This is a genomic window from Gilliamella sp. CG22, from assembly GCF_046635725.1.
GTDB lineage: Bacteria > Pseudomonadota > Gammaproteobacteria > Enterobacterales > Orbaceae > Gilliamella > Gilliamella apicola_I.
The window spans coordinates 22,439-37,525 of record NZ_JBIDFK010000012.1 but is presented as its reverse complement, the minus strand read 5'-3'; the positions used below and the strand labels follow the sequence as shown (position 1 = coordinate 37,525).

The 15,087-nt window shown below is 35.1% G+C and carries 16 protein-coding genes; 6 read left to right on the top strand and 10 right to left on the bottom strand.

Annotated features, from left to right (window positions below; translation table 11 throughout):
• Positions 1 to 68: 68 nt before the first annotated feature.
• The 3 genes from glyQ (at position 69) to ybaK (ending at position 4,536) form a co-directional block, all read left to right on the top strand.
• Complete coding sequence (glyQ, locus tag ACGH46_RS09790; protein ID WP_065558403.1) at positions 69 to 1,004, top strand: glycine--tRNA ligase subunit alpha; 936 nt, start codon at positions 69 to 71, stop codon at positions 1,002 to 1,004.
• 8 nt (positions 1,005 to 1,012) lie between these two features.
• Entirely contained in the window at positions 1,013 to 3,085 is a 2,073-nt protein-coding gene (gene glyS, locus ACGH46_RS09785; protein ID WP_411605509.1) for a glycine--tRNA ligase subunit beta, read from the top strand.
• A 965-nt stretch (positions 3,086 to 4,050) separates the two neighbouring features.
• Positions 4,051 to 4,536: a Cys-tRNA(Pro) deacylase gene (ybaK, locus tag ACGH46_RS09780; protein ID WP_267350111.1), complete on the top strand. Its 486-nt coding sequence runs from the start codon at positions 4,051 to 4,053 to the stop codon at positions 4,534 to 4,536.
• Positions 4,537 to 4,708: 172 nt separating this feature from the next.
• Here ybaK and ACGH46_RS09775 read toward each other — a convergent pair whose 3' ends face one another.
• The 4 genes from ACGH46_RS09775 to ACGH46_RS09760 all read right to left on the bottom strand — a co-directional run bounded on the left by ACGH46_RS09775 (position 4,709) and on the right by ACGH46_RS09760 (position 7,806).
• Positions 4,709 to 4,981, bottom strand: coding sequence for an HU family DNA-binding protein (locus ACGH46_RS09775; RefSeq protein ID WP_065558407.1), 273 nt, complete (start codon positions 4,979 to 4,981; stop codon positions 4,709 to 4,711).
• 176 nt (positions 4,982 to 5,157) lie between these two features.
• Positions 5,158 to 5,751, bottom strand: coding sequence for a YjaG family protein (locus ACGH46_RS09770; RefSeq protein ID WP_267350113.1), 594 nt, complete (start codon positions 5,749 to 5,751; stop codon positions 5,158 to 5,160).
• Entirely contained in the window at positions 5,744 to 6,817 is a 1,074-nt protein-coding gene (gene hemE / locus ACGH46_RS09765; RefSeq protein ID WP_267360908.1) for a uroporphyrinogen decarboxylase, read from the bottom strand. The genes ACGH46_RS09770 and hemE overlap by 8 nt, the downstream gene beginning before the upstream one ends.
• An 89-nt stretch (positions 6,818 to 6,906) precedes the next feature.
• Positions 6,907 to 7,806 carry a LysR family transcriptional regulator ArgP gene (locus ACGH46_RS09760; protein WP_065558410.1) on the bottom strand — a complete coding sequence of 300 codons (900 nt, stop codon included), beginning with the start codon at positions 7,804 to 7,806 and terminating at the stop codon, positions 6,907 to 6,909.
• Between the two features lie 208 nt (positions 7,807 to 8,014).
• Between ACGH46_RS09760 and rpiA the strand changes: the two genes are divergently transcribed.
• Together rpiA and serA are read left to right on the top strand one after the other, a co-directional pair.
• Complete coding sequence (gene rpiA, locus ACGH46_RS09755) at positions 8,015 to 8,689, top strand: ribose-5-phosphate isomerase RpiA (protein WP_267380256.1); 675 nt, start codon at positions 8,015 to 8,017, stop codon at positions 8,687 to 8,689.
• A gap of 59 nt (positions 8,690 to 8,748) precedes the next feature.
• On the top strand, positions 8,749 to 9,990 hold the full coding sequence (gene serA / locus ACGH46_RS09750; RefSeq protein WP_411605507.1) for a phosphoglycerate dehydrogenase: 1,242 nt from the start codon (positions 8,749 to 8,751) through the stop codon (positions 9,988 to 9,990).
• 137 nt (positions 9,991 to 10,127) lie between these two features.
• On the opposite strand, the gene srlR is transcribed toward serA, so the two are convergent.
• From srlR to srlA, 6 genes are all read right to left on the bottom strand, one after another.
• Entirely contained in the window at positions 10,128 to 10,907 is a 780-nt protein-coding gene (gene srlR / locus ACGH46_RS09745) for a glucitol operon DNA-binding transcriptional repressor SrlR (protein WP_267350121.1), read from the bottom strand.
• Positions 10,908 to 11,009: 102 nt separating this feature from the next.
• A complete protein-coding gene (locus ACGH46_RS09740) occupies positions 11,010 to 11,375 on the bottom strand; it encodes a transcriptional regulator GutM (RefSeq protein ID WP_267380258.1) in 366 nt (121 codons plus the stop codon).
• A 72-nt stretch (positions 11,376 to 11,447) separates the two neighbouring features.
• On the bottom strand, positions 11,448 to 12,227 hold the full coding sequence (gene srlD / locus ACGH46_RS09735; protein WP_411590635.1) for a sorbitol-6-phosphate dehydrogenase: 780 nt from the start codon (positions 12,225 to 12,227) through the stop codon (positions 11,448 to 11,450).
• Positions 12,228 to 12,237: 10 nt separating this feature from the next.
• Entirely contained in the window at positions 12,238 to 12,606 is a 369-nt protein-coding gene (gene srlB, locus ACGH46_RS09730; RefSeq protein WP_411590633.1) for a PTS glucitol/sorbitol transporter subunit IIA, read from the bottom strand.
• A 24-nt stretch (positions 12,607 to 12,630) separates the two neighbouring features.
• Positions 12,631 to 13,638, bottom strand: coding sequence for a PTS glucitol/sorbitol transporter subunit IIB (locus ACGH46_RS09725; RefSeq protein ID WP_411605479.1), 1,008 nt, complete (start codon positions 13,636 to 13,638; stop codon positions 12,631 to 12,633).
• A 27-nt stretch (positions 13,639 to 13,665) separates the two neighbouring features.
• The gene (srlA, locus tag ACGH46_RS09720) at positions 13,666 to 14,214 is read right to left on the bottom strand and encodes a glucitol/sorbitol-specific PTS transporter subunit IIC (protein WP_267380263.1); all 549 of its coding nucleotides are present in this window, start codon (positions 14,212 to 14,214) and stop codon (positions 13,666 to 13,668) included.
• 274 nt (positions 14,215 to 14,488) lie between these two features.
• On the opposite strand from srlA, the gene ACGH46_RS09715 reads away from it, so the two are divergent.
• Positions 14,489 to 15,073, top strand: coding sequence for a Dps family protein (locus tag ACGH46_RS09715; protein ID WP_065558418.1), 585 nt, complete (start codon positions 14,489 to 14,491; stop codon positions 15,071 to 15,073).
• Positions 15,074 to 15,087 lie beyond the last annotated feature (14 nt).

Genomic DNA, 15,087 nt, shown 5'->3' with positions numbered 1-15,087 from the left:
ATAAAAAGTATAAAATACAGCACTGTTTTAAATATCGAAAAAATCAATTCAACCATAAAGACAACATCATGCAAAAGTTTAATGTCAAAACCTTTCAAGGTTTAATACTTACGTTACAAGATTACTGGGCTAATCAAGGTTGTACAGTGATTCAACCCTTAGATATGGAAGTGGGTGCAGGTACATCACATCCAATGACCTGTTTACGTGCGCTTGGACCTGAGCCAATTAATGCTGCTTATGTTCAGCCTTCTCGTCGCCCTACTGATGGTCGTTATGGTGAAAATCCAAATAGGCTACAACATTATTATCAATTCCAAGTTATTTTAAAACCTTCACCCGATAATATCCAAGAACTTTATTTAGGTTCGTTAAAGGAGCTTGGTCTAGATCCGACAATCAATGATATTCGCTTTGTTGAAGACAATTGGGAAAACCCAACCTTAGGTGCCTGGGGGCTTGGCTGGGAAGTGTGGTTAAATGGTATGGAAGTAACCCAATTTACTTATTTTCAACAAGTCGGTGGACTTGAATGTAAGCCAGTAACAGGTGAAATAACGTATGGTTTGGAACGACTAGCCATGTATATTCAAGGCGTTGATAGTGTTTACGATTTGATTTGGAGTGATGGAGCATTCGGTAAAACGACTTATGGCGATGTTTTCCATCAAAACGAAGTTGAACAATCAACTTATAATTTTGAATATGCGAATACTGACTTCTTATTTTACTGTTTTGAACAACACGAAAAAGAAGCAAAATTTTTGCTTGAGTTAGAAAAGCCACTTCCTTTACCAGCTTATGAACGTATTTTAAAGGCCGCTCACTGTTTTAATTTACTTGATGCCCGTAAAGCCATTTCGGTTACAGAGCGACAACGCTATATATTACGTATTCGAACATTAACTAAAATGGTTGCTGAAGCCTATTATGCATCACGTGAAGCGCTCGGTTTCCCTATGTGCCAAAATTCACCTTCAAGCGAAAGTGCATCATCTAAGTAGGAATATATATTATGCAAAAAACATTTTTAGTGGAAATTGGTACAGAAGAGTTACCACCAAAATCGCTCCGAACTTTGGCTGAAAGTTTTGCGGCTAATTTTATCGAACAACTGGATAATGCAAATTTAGAACATGGTGAAGTCCTTTGGTATGCATCACCAAGACGTTTAGCATTAAAAGTATTAAATCTGAATGATACTCAACCTGATAGCCAAATCGTTAAACGAGGCCCAGCAGTAAGTGCAGCATTCGATCAAGCAGGAAATCCAACGAAAGCCGCAGAAGGTTGGGCTCGTGGTTGTGGTATTACGGTTGATCAAGCAGAACGAATACAAACAGATAAAGGGGAATGGCTTTCTTTTACACAAAATCAAAAAGGACAGCCTGTTGTCAATTTGTTATGTGATATGGTTAAAAATGCTTTAAACAAATTACCAATACCAAAACCAATGCGCTGGGCAGCCCGTCAAGTTGAATTTATTCGCCCAAGCCATACTGTGACGATGTTATATGGTGATGAACTGGTACCCGGTACTATTTTAGACATTGATTCCGCACGGGTGATCCGTGGACACCGTTTTATGGGTGAACAGGAGTTTACTATCGATAATGCCGATCAATATCCTGAAATTTTAGAACAACGCGGTAAAGTTATTGCTGATTATGATAAACGTAAATTAATTATCCAACAACAAGCAGAAACCGCAGCGGCAAAACTTAATGGTAAAGCGGATTTAACAGACAGTTTATTAGAAGAAGTCTCTTCATTGGTTGAGTGGCCTGTTGTTTTAACAGCAAAATTTGAAGAACGTTTTTTAGACGTCCCTGCCGAATCACTTGTTTATACTATGAAAGGCGATCAAAAATACTTCCCTGTTTATGATAAACAAGGAAAATTGCTACCGAATTTTATTTTTGTTGCTAATATTGAGTCAAAAGATCCGCAAGTGGTCATTGCTGGTAATGAAAAAGTGGTTCGTCCACGTTTAGCCGATGCTGAGTTTTTCTATAAAACAGATTTAAAACAGCGTTTAGAAGATCGCTTACCTCGCCTTGAAACGGTATTATTTCAACAACAGTTGGGTACTGTAAAAGATAAAGCATTACGTATTGAATCATTGTCAGGTTTCATTGCTGAGCAAATTGGTGCAGATGTAGCGCAAGCAAAACGTGCAGGCAAATTGACTAAATGCGATTTAGTCACGAACACTGTTTTCGAGTTTCCTGAAACGCAAGGGATTATGGGACGTTATTTAGCCCTTAAAGATGGTGAAAGTGTTGAAGTCGCCACCGCCATAGAAGAACAGTATAAACCTCGTTTTTCCGGTGATGAGTTACCAAGTACAGCTGTTTCTTGTGCTGTTTCAATCGCTGAAAAAATGGATACTTTAGCCGGTATTTTTGGTATTGGGCAACACCCTAAAGGCGATAAAGATCCCTTTGCACTGCGACGTGCGGCTATTGGTGTGCTAAGAATCATTGTAGAAAAAAACTTACCGTTAGATCTTATTGCATTATCTGAATTTGCCGTTTCATTATATGGTGATAAATTAAATAACCAAAATGTTGTAACTGATATTGTTAGTTTTATGCAGGGTCGTTTTCGTGCTTGGTATCAAGAACTTGGTTTCACCATTGATACTATTCAAGCCGTATTGGCTCTTAATCCTACAAAACCAGCCGATTTTGATGCGCGTGTAAAAGCCGTAACACATTTTAGAACACTGCCAGAAGCATCATCATTAGCTGAAGCAAATAAACGAGTATCGAATATATTGTCTAAAGCAGAACTAGCAATTCCTGATAGTGTTAATGCTTCATTGCTTGAAGCTGGTGCAGAAGGAGAGTTAGCAAAACATGTTGCGGTGTTAATGGATAAATTAGCCCCATATTTTAATCAAGGACGGTATCAAGATGCCCTCGTTGAGTTATCTACGCTTAAAGCACCCGTTGATGAATTTTTTGCTTCAGTTATGGTCATGGTTAATGATGAAAAAATAAAACTTAATCGTTTATCATTATTGAAAAAACTACAAAGTTTATTTTTAAAAGTTGCAGATATCTCATTATTACAATCATAATAAATATATATCAACACTTGTGGTAGCCTATTTTGGTTACCACTTAATGACTTAGAGCTAAAAAATGCAAACCGAATTATCCTTTTCTCGATTGTTAAATGAAACAATTAATTTTATTAGAAATCGTTTTCAGCCAATCATTATCATCTGTTTTTTAATCAGTGCCACTACCACACCAATTTTAAATAATTTATTTGATAAACAACTTTTTCAGCAATTATCTAACCAATCTCCCTATGCCGTGTTATTGCAATTATTAAAACCAGCAATGATTTATATGGTGATAAATTTTATGACACAGGCGATTATACTTGCTGTGATATATAATTATTCAATCAGCAATAAATTTAATTTCAATTTAATATTGTCCCGTTTGTTACCAAACATATTAAATTTAATCGGTTTAAATTTAGTTTGTGCATGTTTAATCGTTACTGGGTTAATATTTATGTTATTAATATGCTCAGTTTTGAATCTGATTTTACCCATCCAAATCATGAATCTTTTAATTTTAACGGTCACGATTGTTGTTATGATTGTTATATCGATAGTTTATTTCCAATTCAATAGTTTAATTATTGAACCTTCAACAAAAGATTTTTTCCAAAAATTTATAGAATGTTTTACACACACGTTAATGTATTGGCGATTAACCTTACCAATGTTTTTAATCTACTTTTTAGCTATATTTTTATTGTCACATTGGGCAATTTCAATTACATCGCTGATGATAAATATTATCTATTCAACAATAATAATATTTGCAAATATCTTTATGATATGTTTCCTTTATCGTCTCAATATGCTATTAAAAAACCAGCATAAAACCCATTAAAAAACAAAGCAAAATATCAATTAATTATTTAAAATTATCCACTATTCTTTTTAATCACTCTATTAAAAAATTTATAGAGTGATTAAAATTAAATGATACCCTATCATTTTGAATTACAGGGGATATTGATATGACACCAGCGATTAACCAACTAAAAAAATTAAAAATTCAATTTAAAATTCATCAATATGAACACGACCCTAATACAACTAATTACGGTCAAGAAGCTGTCAATAAACTTGATCCAACATTAAATGTGATTGCCGATCAAATTTTTAAAACGCTTGTTGTAAGTTTAAACAACAATGACAAAACATTAGCTGTTTGCGTATTACCTGTTAATAAACATTTAGATCTTAAAAAAGTAGCAAAAGCATTTAACTGTAAAAAGATTGATTTAACTCATCCTAATATAGCTGAAAAAACGACAGGCTATTTGGTTGGAGGAATCAGTCCATTAGGTCAGAAAAAACGTCTACCCACATTAATTGATATTAGCGCAAATTATTTAAACACTATGTTGGTATCAGGCGGAAAAAGAGGATTAGAAATTGAAATGGCACCTAGTGATTTACTTACAGTATTAAATGCTAAATTTATAGAAATTACATCTTAGCTTAATTAAATAATATTAACTAACAAACACAGATTAAATGTAAGATATTTTAAACGCATTGTAATGCATTGATACGTTTTAATCATTTTTTTAAATAGAAAGGTCATGAAACGATGTTCCATGACCTAACGTTATTAATTGTCAAAAAAACATTTTCGACAATTTAAAAAAACTATTTGATTGCTTCTTTAAGACTTTTACCTGATACGAAAGCAGGTACTTTGCTTGCAGCAATTTTGATTTCTTTACCGGTTTTAGGATTACGACCCGTGCGTGCTTTACGAGCATTAACTTTAAATGTACCGAAACCAACTAATTGTACTGGTTCGCCAGCTTTTAATGATTCAGTAATAGCTGCTAATGTAGCTTCTAACGCAGTTTTAGCTGCAACTTTAGTAATATCAGCTTTACTAGCAATTGCATCGACAAGTTCTGTTTTATTCATGGAAATATCCTTACATATTTATTTTATTGTTAAAGTTAACATAATAAAGAAAGTTAATTACATAACTTTCCAACTGTAAACAACATTTAGGTTACATTACTATTAAATGTAGTCTATATTGCTCTAATATAAAAGAAAAATTTATTAAAAAATAAAAAAATCATGGCTGGAACGCTTTAATTGCTTAAAAAAACACCAATATTGCTCATTTGTGACGTCCGAATTTCTGCTTTTAGACCTTTTATTAAATCTTCCATTTCATTTTTTTCATCGCGTAATAATCGGAAAATTTCCCATTGCAAATCAAATTCATCAATTACACTAGGTAATTGCTGTTGTTCATCCTCTGAAAGTAAAATATTTTCTTTTGTCATCTCAAATTCAGCAATAGTTGTCGCTGATATACTACTTACTTTAGCGGTGTGTTCAGCAATATCACCACTTAAATACGAGTGTAACAACTCGCTAAGTGCCTGACATGCATCAATAGCAGGATAGACCATATAAGGGCTTTCATTAGTAAAAACAGGAATGATAGCTTCTAATTTTTCTAGCTGTAAATCAAAGTTTATTTTTACATCATAGACTAATAAGGATTCCCATATTAAATCAAGTATTTTTTTGTAATTTTTACTATCTTCTTGATTATCAACTTGTTTGCAGTAGTAAACAAAGTTAGGGTACATTCGTTCACACAAACAAACCATAAATAAACGTTGTTGCCATTCAGGCAATTTTTCCATTCTTAATTGAATTGGGTTTTTAATCATGATGAAACCTTTTTGATTGACGATGAACCGCGTCAATTAAATATTGTACATGTTCTAGCGGAATATCTTGATGAATACCATGTCCTAAATTAAAAACATGCCCATTATGATAGCCAAATTCCGATAACACAGCATCTACATTCGCTTCGATTATTTGCTTATCAGCATATAATACTGAAGGATCAAGATTACCTTGTACCGCTATTTGTCCTTTTTGTGGCACGTTACTTAGATCAACTGTCCAATCAACACCTATCGCATCACATCCCGAGTTTATAATATTTTCTAGCCATAATCCGCCACCTTTAGTAAATAAGGTTACAGGTACATAAGAAGTGATATTTTGACTCTTTTTACCTTGTTTTAATTGCGATAAGATTAATTTCATATAATCTAATGAAAACGTTTGATAGCTTTGATGACTTAGCACCCCGCCCCAAGTATCAAATATCATTATCGACTGCGCTCCGGCTTCAATTTGGGCATTTAAATATATAGCGACACTGTTAGCCAGTTTTTCAAGTAATAGGTGCAGTGCTTTAGGATCACTATACAGCATTTTTTTTATTTTAGTAAAAGCTTTACTGCTACCACCTTCAATCATATAAGTAGCAAGTGTCCACGGACTACCCGAAAATCCAATTAATGGTACTGTTCCGTCGAGTTCTTTTTTGGTTAGCCGAATGGCATCCATCACATATCTTAATGATTGCTCTGGGTCAGGAATGGGAAGTCGCTGAATATCAGATAGACACTGAATTGATTGCTTAAATTTAGGACCTTCTCCCGTCTCAAAATACAAACCAAGACCCATTGCATCAGGAATAGTTAATATATCAGAAAAAATAATGGCGGCATCAAGATCAAATCTTTTCAGTGGCTGTAAAGTCACTTCACAAGCTAAATCGGGAGTTTGACACATCGTCATAAAATCCCCTGCTTTAGCTCTTAAATCACGATATTCAGGTAAATAACGCCCAGCTTGGCGCATCATCCACACAGGCGTGTAATCAACAGGTAAACACTGTAAAGCTCGTAAATAACGATCATTTTTTAGTTGATACATAGCATCGACTCTTTTAGTTGTTATGACAATTGATCCAAACGTTTAAAGTTAACATCTTATTTTAACATTTTATATGCTTATATAATCGATTATTTATGAGGTTGAGAGAGCACATTTTGTGCATAACGAATCAATGTTTCAGAAATATTTTGCATCACACTACTTTCAGGGGCAAATCGATGCCAATAAAGCATTCGTCTTTGATAAAGACCTTCTGTCAAATTGACAAGTTCTCCCGTTTTCAACTCTTGTTCAACTTGAAGTTTTGGTAACATACAACAAGCCGAACCTTGTTTGGCTAGCTGAACAAATGCTTCAGAAGAACTGGTTATATGACAGACGACACTTCCTGGCGTAAGATTAAAATTCTCTTGTAAAAAAGCTTGATGCATATCATCTAAATGGTCAAAAGCTACCGCTGGTGCTTTTAACAAGGAAGAACGGGTAACCCCATTAGGAAAATATTTTTTAGCAAAATCTGGCGACGCAACAAAAATATAGTCTAAGGCACCTAACATATCTGACAAGCAACCCGGTAATGGATTGGCTTGAATACTGATTGCGGCCACAACCGTACCAAGTCGCAATAATTCTAATGTATGCTCTTCATCTTTAACTTGGATATCAAAACGTAAAATATTTTTATCTAACACGGGTTTTAACGCAGGTAAAAGCCAGGTTGCGAGTGAATCCGCGTTGATTGCAATCGATAACGACAATGGTGTCGGATTTTGATCGTTATCGCCTAACCATTGTTGTTCGAGTAATTCTACTTGATGCAATAAACCTAAAAGATGTTCCCCTTGCTTGGTCGCTTTGGGCGGAATGGTTCTGACTAAAAGCTGCTGACCAAAAAAACTTTCAAGTTGCTTGATGCGTTGTGAAACCGCCGGTTGTGTAATACACAATTTATCGGCTGCTCTTTCAAAACCTCGCTCTTTTATTACTGCATCTAATGCTTGTAATGCTCTATAATCTGGACGCTTCATAATCTCTTTACGAATAATGGGATCTTTGCTTGAATACTCAAACCTTTTAGAACCGGCTAATTTTTTAAATAGATCTAAAACTTAATATATTTTATTAAAATACTAATGATTTTTGCTTTCCAAACGGTTACTATGCCATATCTTCAGTAATTTTGCTTTCAAAATTTTATTTTTTTGAATAAAAATTATTTAAAACTACGGTGATATTATGACGCAAGATGAATTAAAAAAAGCGGTCGGCTGGTCTGCTTTAAAGTTTGTAAAACCCAACTCATTAGTTGGAGTTGGAACAGGGTCAACAGCCGCACATTTTATTGATGCTTTAGCAACGATTAAAGGTCAAATTAAAGGAACGGTTTCAAGTTCAGAAGCTTCCACCCAAAAACTACTCAGCTATGGTATCCCCGTACTTGATTGTAATGAAGTCGATAGTTTGGATGTTTATGTTGATGGCGCAGATGAAATTAATTATCAGATGCAGATGATAAAAGGTGGAGGAGCTGCACTCACGCGCGAAAAAATTGTTTCAGCATTGGCTAAACAGTTTATTTGTATTGTTGATGAATCAAAAGTTGTCAATGTATTAGGTAAATTTCCTTTACCCATTGAAGTCATTCCAATGGCTAGATCATACGTTGCACGTGAGTTATTTAAACTGGGTGGAAAACCCGTTTATCGTCAGGGCGTGGTGACTGATAATGGCAATGTTATTTTAGACATTCATGATTTAGTCATCACAAACCCAATTGAATTAGAAAATTGTATTAATAATATTCCAGGTGTCGTCACAGTTGGTTTGTTTGCTAACCGAGGTGCAAACATTGCATTAGTCGGTTCAAGTTCAGGTGTTAAAGAGTTAACATTAAACCGTTGTTCAAATTAAATTGAGTGTTATTATTAAAGTTTTACGCATTGATGTGGTATATGGAAAGAGAGGAAAAGATGGTTGTTCAGGCTTTAACTAAAGATGAAAATAAGTTTTTATTACTTGAAGGTGTTCACCCTAGTGCCGTTGAGGTACTCAAATCCGCAGGTTTTACAAATATAGAATATCTTAAAAGCGCCTTATCCCCTACCGAACTTAAAACAGCCTTAAGAGATGTCCGCTTCATAGGAATTCGCTCAAGAACTCATTTAACCGAAGATATTATTAATTCAGCACCTAAATTAGCTGGTATTGGTTGTTTTTGTATAGGCACGAATCAAGTTGATCTCGATGCTGCAACTGTTAAAGGTATTCCTGTTTTTAACGCTCCATTTTCGAATACGCGATCTGTTGCTGAACTTGTTTTAGCTGAAGCCATATTATTACTTCGACGAGTACCAGAAGCCAATGCTCAAGCTCATCAAGGTAAATGGAATAAAATAGCGACGGGATCTCATGAAGCTAGAGGTAAAAATCTAGGTATTATTGGCTATGGTCACATAGGTAGCCAATTAAGTATATTGGCTGAATCATTGGGAATGAATGTCTATTTTTATGATATTGAAACAAAATTACCTTTAGGCAATGCAAAACAGGTAACAAGCATGAATGAATTACTCGCAATGAGTGATATTGTCAGTATGCATGTCCCTGAAAACCCAACGACAATCAGAATGATCAGCAAAAATGAGATCAATCAAATGAAATCAGGTGCGATATTAATTAATGCATCACGCGGTAAAGTTATCGATCTTGATGCATTAACTGATGCTTTAAAAGCCAATAAAATTAGTGGTGCCGCCATTGATGTATTTCCGACCGAACCAGCAAGTAATAATGATCCATTTGAATCGCCATTATGTGAATTCGATAATGTCATTATCACTCCGCATATTGGTGGTTCTACCAGCGAAGCTCAAGAAAACATTGGTATCGAGGTGGCGACTAAATTGGCTAAATATTCCGACACAGGTGCGACCCTGTCAGCTGTTAATTTTCCTGAAGCTTCTTTACCTATTCCGGCTAAAGGATCGAGTCGATTTATCAATATCCACCATAATCAACCCGGTGTATTAACCGCAATCAATACTTTGTTTGCAGAACAAGGTTTAAATATTTCGGCTCAATATCTACAAACGGATCCTAAAATTGGCTATGTAGTTATTGATATCGATAGGGTTGAACAAAGTAAAGCTGAAGAGTTATTAATTAAACTCAAAAATGTCGCAGGGACTATCAGAGCAAGATTACTATTTTAACTAAAGAAAATTATCAATTAAAGGGTTATTGATCATGGGTTTTGGTTTCTAACGTATCTCAATATATATTGAGATTACGTAAGAAGCCAAATACTCCAGAAATTTAATTCCACATTCAATCAAACTTTAGTATTAATCTATTTATCAACTACTTTAACTTTAATAACATTGATACCCCGTTGTATCAAAGCATCATAATATTTATCATCTAAATGATCATCAGTGATGATAGTATCCACTGCATCTAAATCACAAACAACATTTGGGCTTCGTCGTCCAAACTTTGAAGAATCCGCTAATAAAATCAGTTTGGCAGCAGCTTTACTCATTGCCACACTGCCGTGATAACTTTCATTAAAAGTGGTTACCCCACCAACCAAATCCACGCCATCAGCACCCATAAACAGTTTATCAAATGAATAGGATTCAAATGCTGCAATAGCTGAAGCATTATTACTATGAAACGAAGCGGATTTACGACGAAATGTGCCACCTGTTAATATAATATTTTGGTCATTATCATTAGCAACGAGCTCATTCACCATATGTAAGCTGTTGGTCATGATAGTTAAATTATTGAATTGAGCTAGCATAGGAATCATTTGTGCAACGGTACTTCCTGCATCAAAAATAACAGAATCCCCGTCATGAATAAGTGTTGCCGCTTCCTGTGCTATTGCTTTTTTTTGTGCCGTATTAATATAAGTTTTGTGATCAATCGCACGGTCACCAATTTCGCGATTTAACATTGCACCACCATAAGTCCGTAGTACAAGCCCACTTTCATAGAGTTGAGTAAGATCTTTTCGAATAGTGGTACCCGTCGTTTGAAAATGGGTAGCTAGCTCATCAACACTCACTTGCCCATTTTTTTGCAGATATTCTAAGATTGCAGTTTGTCGTTGCCTTACTTTCATGATTGGAGTCCATTATTACTGTTCAATAACAGAATTAATTTATTGTATAAAATATTATACTTCATCATGAAAGAAAATACTTTTCAAAATAAAAGATAGGGATTATTTATTTGCTTTTAATGCAAGAATCAAGGCGCTTTGTGACGCAAAATCATTGGGGAAAATGGTTTCAGGCATAATATCGGTAATATTTAGTCCCAATAATTGTGGTATTGGTTTTGGCAATGCAAAAACGGTCACTCCTTTCATCCATACTGAATCAATCACTTTTTTATCGTGATCTAATGATAGCGCGATTAAAACTTTCGGTTTAAAACGTTGAGTTTGGCTACGACCAACACCTAAGTAAGTGCCTTTCTTCATCGATAAAAATGCTCGATTAAAACGACGAATTTGAAACCAGCCAAGTATTATCTGTATACTCCAAGCAATTAGAGCCAATAAGGCTAACGTTGATGTCGTATCCATTATTCTCTCCTTTTAACCAGACCAGAAAAGAGATGTGCGAAAGGCATCGCTATACCTTCGCACCAAATTGAGTTAAAACATAACTTGTCCACCCGTAATATTAATTGATTGTCCTGTACAATATGATGCTTTATCGCTTGCATAAAATAACAATACGTTAAGCACATCTTGATAATCACAACCTCGTTTGAGTGGCACTTTATCAATATAAACTTGTTCAACTTGGTTTTCTGGTATACCAAGTTTTTTAGCATATTGTGGAATCAAGGATTGAAACATTGGCGATTTTAATAAGTTACCCAGCATCAATGAATTAACCGTAATTCCGTAGTCAGCAAGATCGAGTGCTAAAGATTGCGTTAATCCAACGCCACCAAATTTTGCGGCGCTATACCCTGAATTGTGTTTGCTACCGACTTTGCCCGATTTAGAGTTAATTTGTATAATTCGACCGGCAGTTTTATATTTAATCATTAAATTAGCAAATTCACGTGCACATAAAAAATAACCGGTAAGATTAACATTGACGGATAATTGAAAGTCTTTCAATACAAAATGAGTAATGGGTGCAGCTTTAGCAACACCGGCACTGTAAACCATTAAATCCATTCGTTTAAATGTATTATCAACTTCTTGTGCTAGCTGTCGCACGCTCTCCTCATTTGTTGCATCGACCCCAAAACCTTTTGCTGTTCCTACCCCATATTTTTTATTTATTACTTCAGCAACTTTATTTGCATTATCAATATTTAAATCTGCAACGGCAATTTTATACCCAGCATCAGCAATACCTTCAGATAAAAAAGCCCCTAAGGTTTGTCCACCACCTATAATGACTGCTACTTGTTTCATTTTCTGTTCCTTAAATAGTTAAAATTATAATTTCATCATCGATATTAAGTTGATTAGGTATTTCACCAGTAACATGCACTGACCCCGGTAATTCAGCTTCACGATTCCCATCAAATCTTAATGTGACATGACCTAACTCTTTAAAATTGGTTGTGGCGACTTCCCCAACCGAAGTTATACGATAAGTGTGCTTGCCTAATTGAATGCATTGCCCTATTTCAAGATTCTGCCTTAACTCGTCATGACTATGTATAAAGCAATAATCGGCTAAATCAGACGGTGCACCTTCTTTAAACAGGATTAGCATGCCATCTGCCAACGCTTCTTTGGCAAAGTCACCAATTTGTTTAACTTTTGAATGGTAGATAACTTTTGACATCATTAACCTTCTCTATTCGTTTGCTTATTGATAAATAAATAACGATACTGCCCACGCAATTAAAACAGTTGGCGCGCCAGTTAAGAAACGACTGACTAAAACAGCGGGAACCCCAACACGCACGGTATCTTGTTTCGCTTCGGCAAGAGACAAACCGACAGGAATGAAATCACAAGCAGCTTGAGCATTAATGGCAAACAAAGCAGGTAAAGCTAAGTGTGGCGGAATATTACCAAGACCAATTTGAACACCAACTAACGTCCCGATGACTTGTGCAATAACCGCACCGGGTCCTAAAAATGGCGAAAGTAATGGAAAAGAACAAATAAGCGCTAAAATAACCAGACCAAGTGGATTATCAGCTAATGGAACTAAGCCATGAGCTATCAAATCACCTAATCCTGAGGCAATAATAATACCAATTAAGGCCGATACAAATGCCATAAACGGTAAAATAGTTTTAAGTACAGTTTCAATCGTATCTCGACCAGCTTGAAAGAATACGGCAACACCTGATCCCATACCGATACCGATTTTTGCTAATAAACCATCGCTTTGTTCGGTAATTTTTTTACTACTGTCATACTCTTTAAAATTATTTGTGTGCACTTTTTGATGTGAATTGTTTGTAACAGATGCTTTCTGGATGTCACTATCTATCTCTTTTTCAATCACACTAATATTATTGGATTTTACGGCTGAGACATAAATATCTTCCAAAATAAATTGGGCAAGTGGCCCTGATTTACCTGTCGCATGAATATTAATTGTAGGCACTCTATTTTTAGGATAGATACCACATCTTAATGTGCCACCACAATCAATGACAGCAACCCCAATTTCATCCTTAGGCGGTTCCCCTTCTTTAAAACCATCAATAGCTTGCCAACCCGTTAATTTTTCTAAAGTATCAACAATTGCTGGTCGTGTACCTGCTGCAATGTAGACAATTTTTTTACCCGCTATAATTGGCAGCTCTAAAGGTCCACCCCAACCGGCTTCACCTTTTTCAATTCGAATAAATTTCATCATGTTCATTTCCTTGTTTATTCCTTTTAGTTATAGATGTACCTTTCGATCTAATTTAATGCCCATTTTTCTTTCAAAAATAGCAGTACAAAAATCAGTAATCCAACCTCTAAAAAAGTTGGTGAATAAGCCAACTAAAAAATAACTTACAGCCAATGGTCCTAAAGGAAGGTTTAAGGTTGTTAACCCGGCCGCGATACCTAAATAAACAAAAAGTTCACCGGGATTAACATGAGGAAATAACCCATTCATTGAATGGCAGCTGTAAGAAGATGCCGCATAATAACTAGGTTTATAAAACTCGGGCATAAAACGCCCTAGGCTAAGCGTCATCGGATTACAAAAAACAAATGTGCCTATTAAAGGTAACAATAAATATCGTGAAATAGGATTGCCTGCACAAGCTTGCGCTAAGCGCTCAATACGGTCTTGCCCAATGAATTTGATTACGGCATTCATAACCACTAACAGTGAAATTAACAGTGGTAATATTCCCGTAACCATACCGACAAACACTTTTCCACCTTCTTGAAATAAGCCAATAAACCATTCGGCTCCATATGAAATTGTATCAATCATAATTTCTCCTCATTAATTAAACTTCAAACAAAGAGTATCAATTTCAAAAACACAAAACTTTTAACTATGTCACAATTTGAAATAAATTCTTTTATTGTGAAAGAATTTATTTCAAATAATGCTTTATTTAGAATAAAAATAAGAATCATAGACTGCTGAAATAGCAGTAATAGTTAAAAATAGCTCATTTTGATTGGACTTTAGTTAAGACTTGGCGTAATTTGGTATAGGAAAGTTAAGCAATTTTTACAATTCACCTATAGGAGAATATTAGATGGCTAAAAGTACTACTTCCAAAAAAACGACTACAAAAAAACCGTTATCTGCCAAAAGTACAGCTACTGCAAAAAGACTACAACAATCTGCAATTTTATTTCCAACTGATTTAGGTCAAAAAGCGTCTAAAGATATCTCTGGAGCAATGAATTCTGTGTTAGCCGATGTCTTTGCTTTGTATTTAAAAACTAAAAACTTCCATTGGCATGTCAGTGGTCCACATTTTCGTGATTACCATTTAATGTTAGACGATCATGGAGATCAACTATTTGCAATGACTGATCCGATTGCTGAACGTGTACGTAAATTGGGCGGAACAACGTTACGTTCAATTAGTCACATCTCTAAATTACAAAGTATTTCTGACAATAATGCAGATTTTGTTGAGCCGTCTGATATGCTTGCTGAACTTTGTCAAGATAATATTAGATTAACAGAACGAATGCGTGTTGCTCATGATATTTGTGATAAATATAATGATTCAGCAACAGCAAGCTTAATTGAAGAATGGATTGACCAATCAGAAAGACGAGCTTGGTTCCTATTTGAGACAGGACGTAAATTGGATTCATCAGGACATTAAAACACCGTAATGAT

Coding starts and splice junctions, on each gene's coding strand:
- ACGH46_RS09715 (WP_065558418.1), top strand. CDS start 14,489: ATGGCTAAAAGTACTACTTCCAAAAAAACGACTACAAAAAAACCGTTA.
- srlA (WP_267380263.1), bottom strand. CDS start 14,214: ATGATTGATACAATTTCATATGGAGCCGAATGGTTTATTGGCTTATTT.
- ACGH46_RS09775 (WP_065558407.1), bottom strand. CDS start 4,981: ATGAATAAAACAGAACTTGTCGATGCAATTGCTAGTAAAGCTGATATT.
- ACGH46_RS09760 (WP_065558410.1), bottom strand. CDS start 7,806: ATGAAGCGTCCAGATTATAGAGCATTACAAGCATTAGATGCAGTAATA.
- ACGH46_RS09770 (WP_267350113.1), bottom strand. CDS start 5,751: ATGATTAAAAACCCAATTCAATTAAGAATGGAAAAATTGCCTGAATGG.
- srlR (WP_267350121.1), bottom strand. CDS start 10,907: ATGAAAGTAAGGCAACGACAAACTGCAATCTTAGAATATCTGCAAAAA.
- glyQ (WP_065558403.1), top strand. CDS start 69: ATGCAAAAGTTTAATGTCAAAACCTTTCAAGGTTTAATACTTACGTTA.
- srlD (WP_411590635.1), bottom strand. CDS start 12,227: ATGAAACAAGTAGCAGTCATTATAGGTGGTGGACAAACCTTAGGGGCT.
- ybaK (WP_267350111.1), top strand. CDS start 4,051: ATGACACCAGCGATTAACCAACTAAAAAAATTAAAAATTCAATTTAAA.
- serA (WP_411605507.1), top strand. CDS start 8,749: ATGGTTGTTCAGGCTTTAACTAAAGATGAAAATAAGTTTTTATTACTT.
- srlB (WP_411590633.1), bottom strand. CDS start 12,606: ATGTCAAAAGTTATCTACCATTCAAAAGTTAAACAAATTGGTGACTTT.
- rpiA (WP_267380256.1), top strand. CDS start 8,015: ATGACGCAAGATGAATTAAAAAAAGCGGTCGGCTGGTCTGCTTTAAAG.
- hemE (WP_267360908.1), bottom strand. CDS start 6,817: ATGTATCAACTAAAAAATGATCGTTATTTACGAGCTTTACAGTGTTTA.
- ACGH46_RS09740 (WP_267380258.1), bottom strand. CDS start 11,375: ATGGATACGACATCAACGTTAGCCTTATTGGCTCTAATTGCTTGGAGT.
- ACGH46_RS09725 (WP_411605479.1), bottom strand. CDS start 13,638: ATGATGAAATTTATTCGAATTGAAAAAGGTGAAGCCGGTTGGGGTGGA.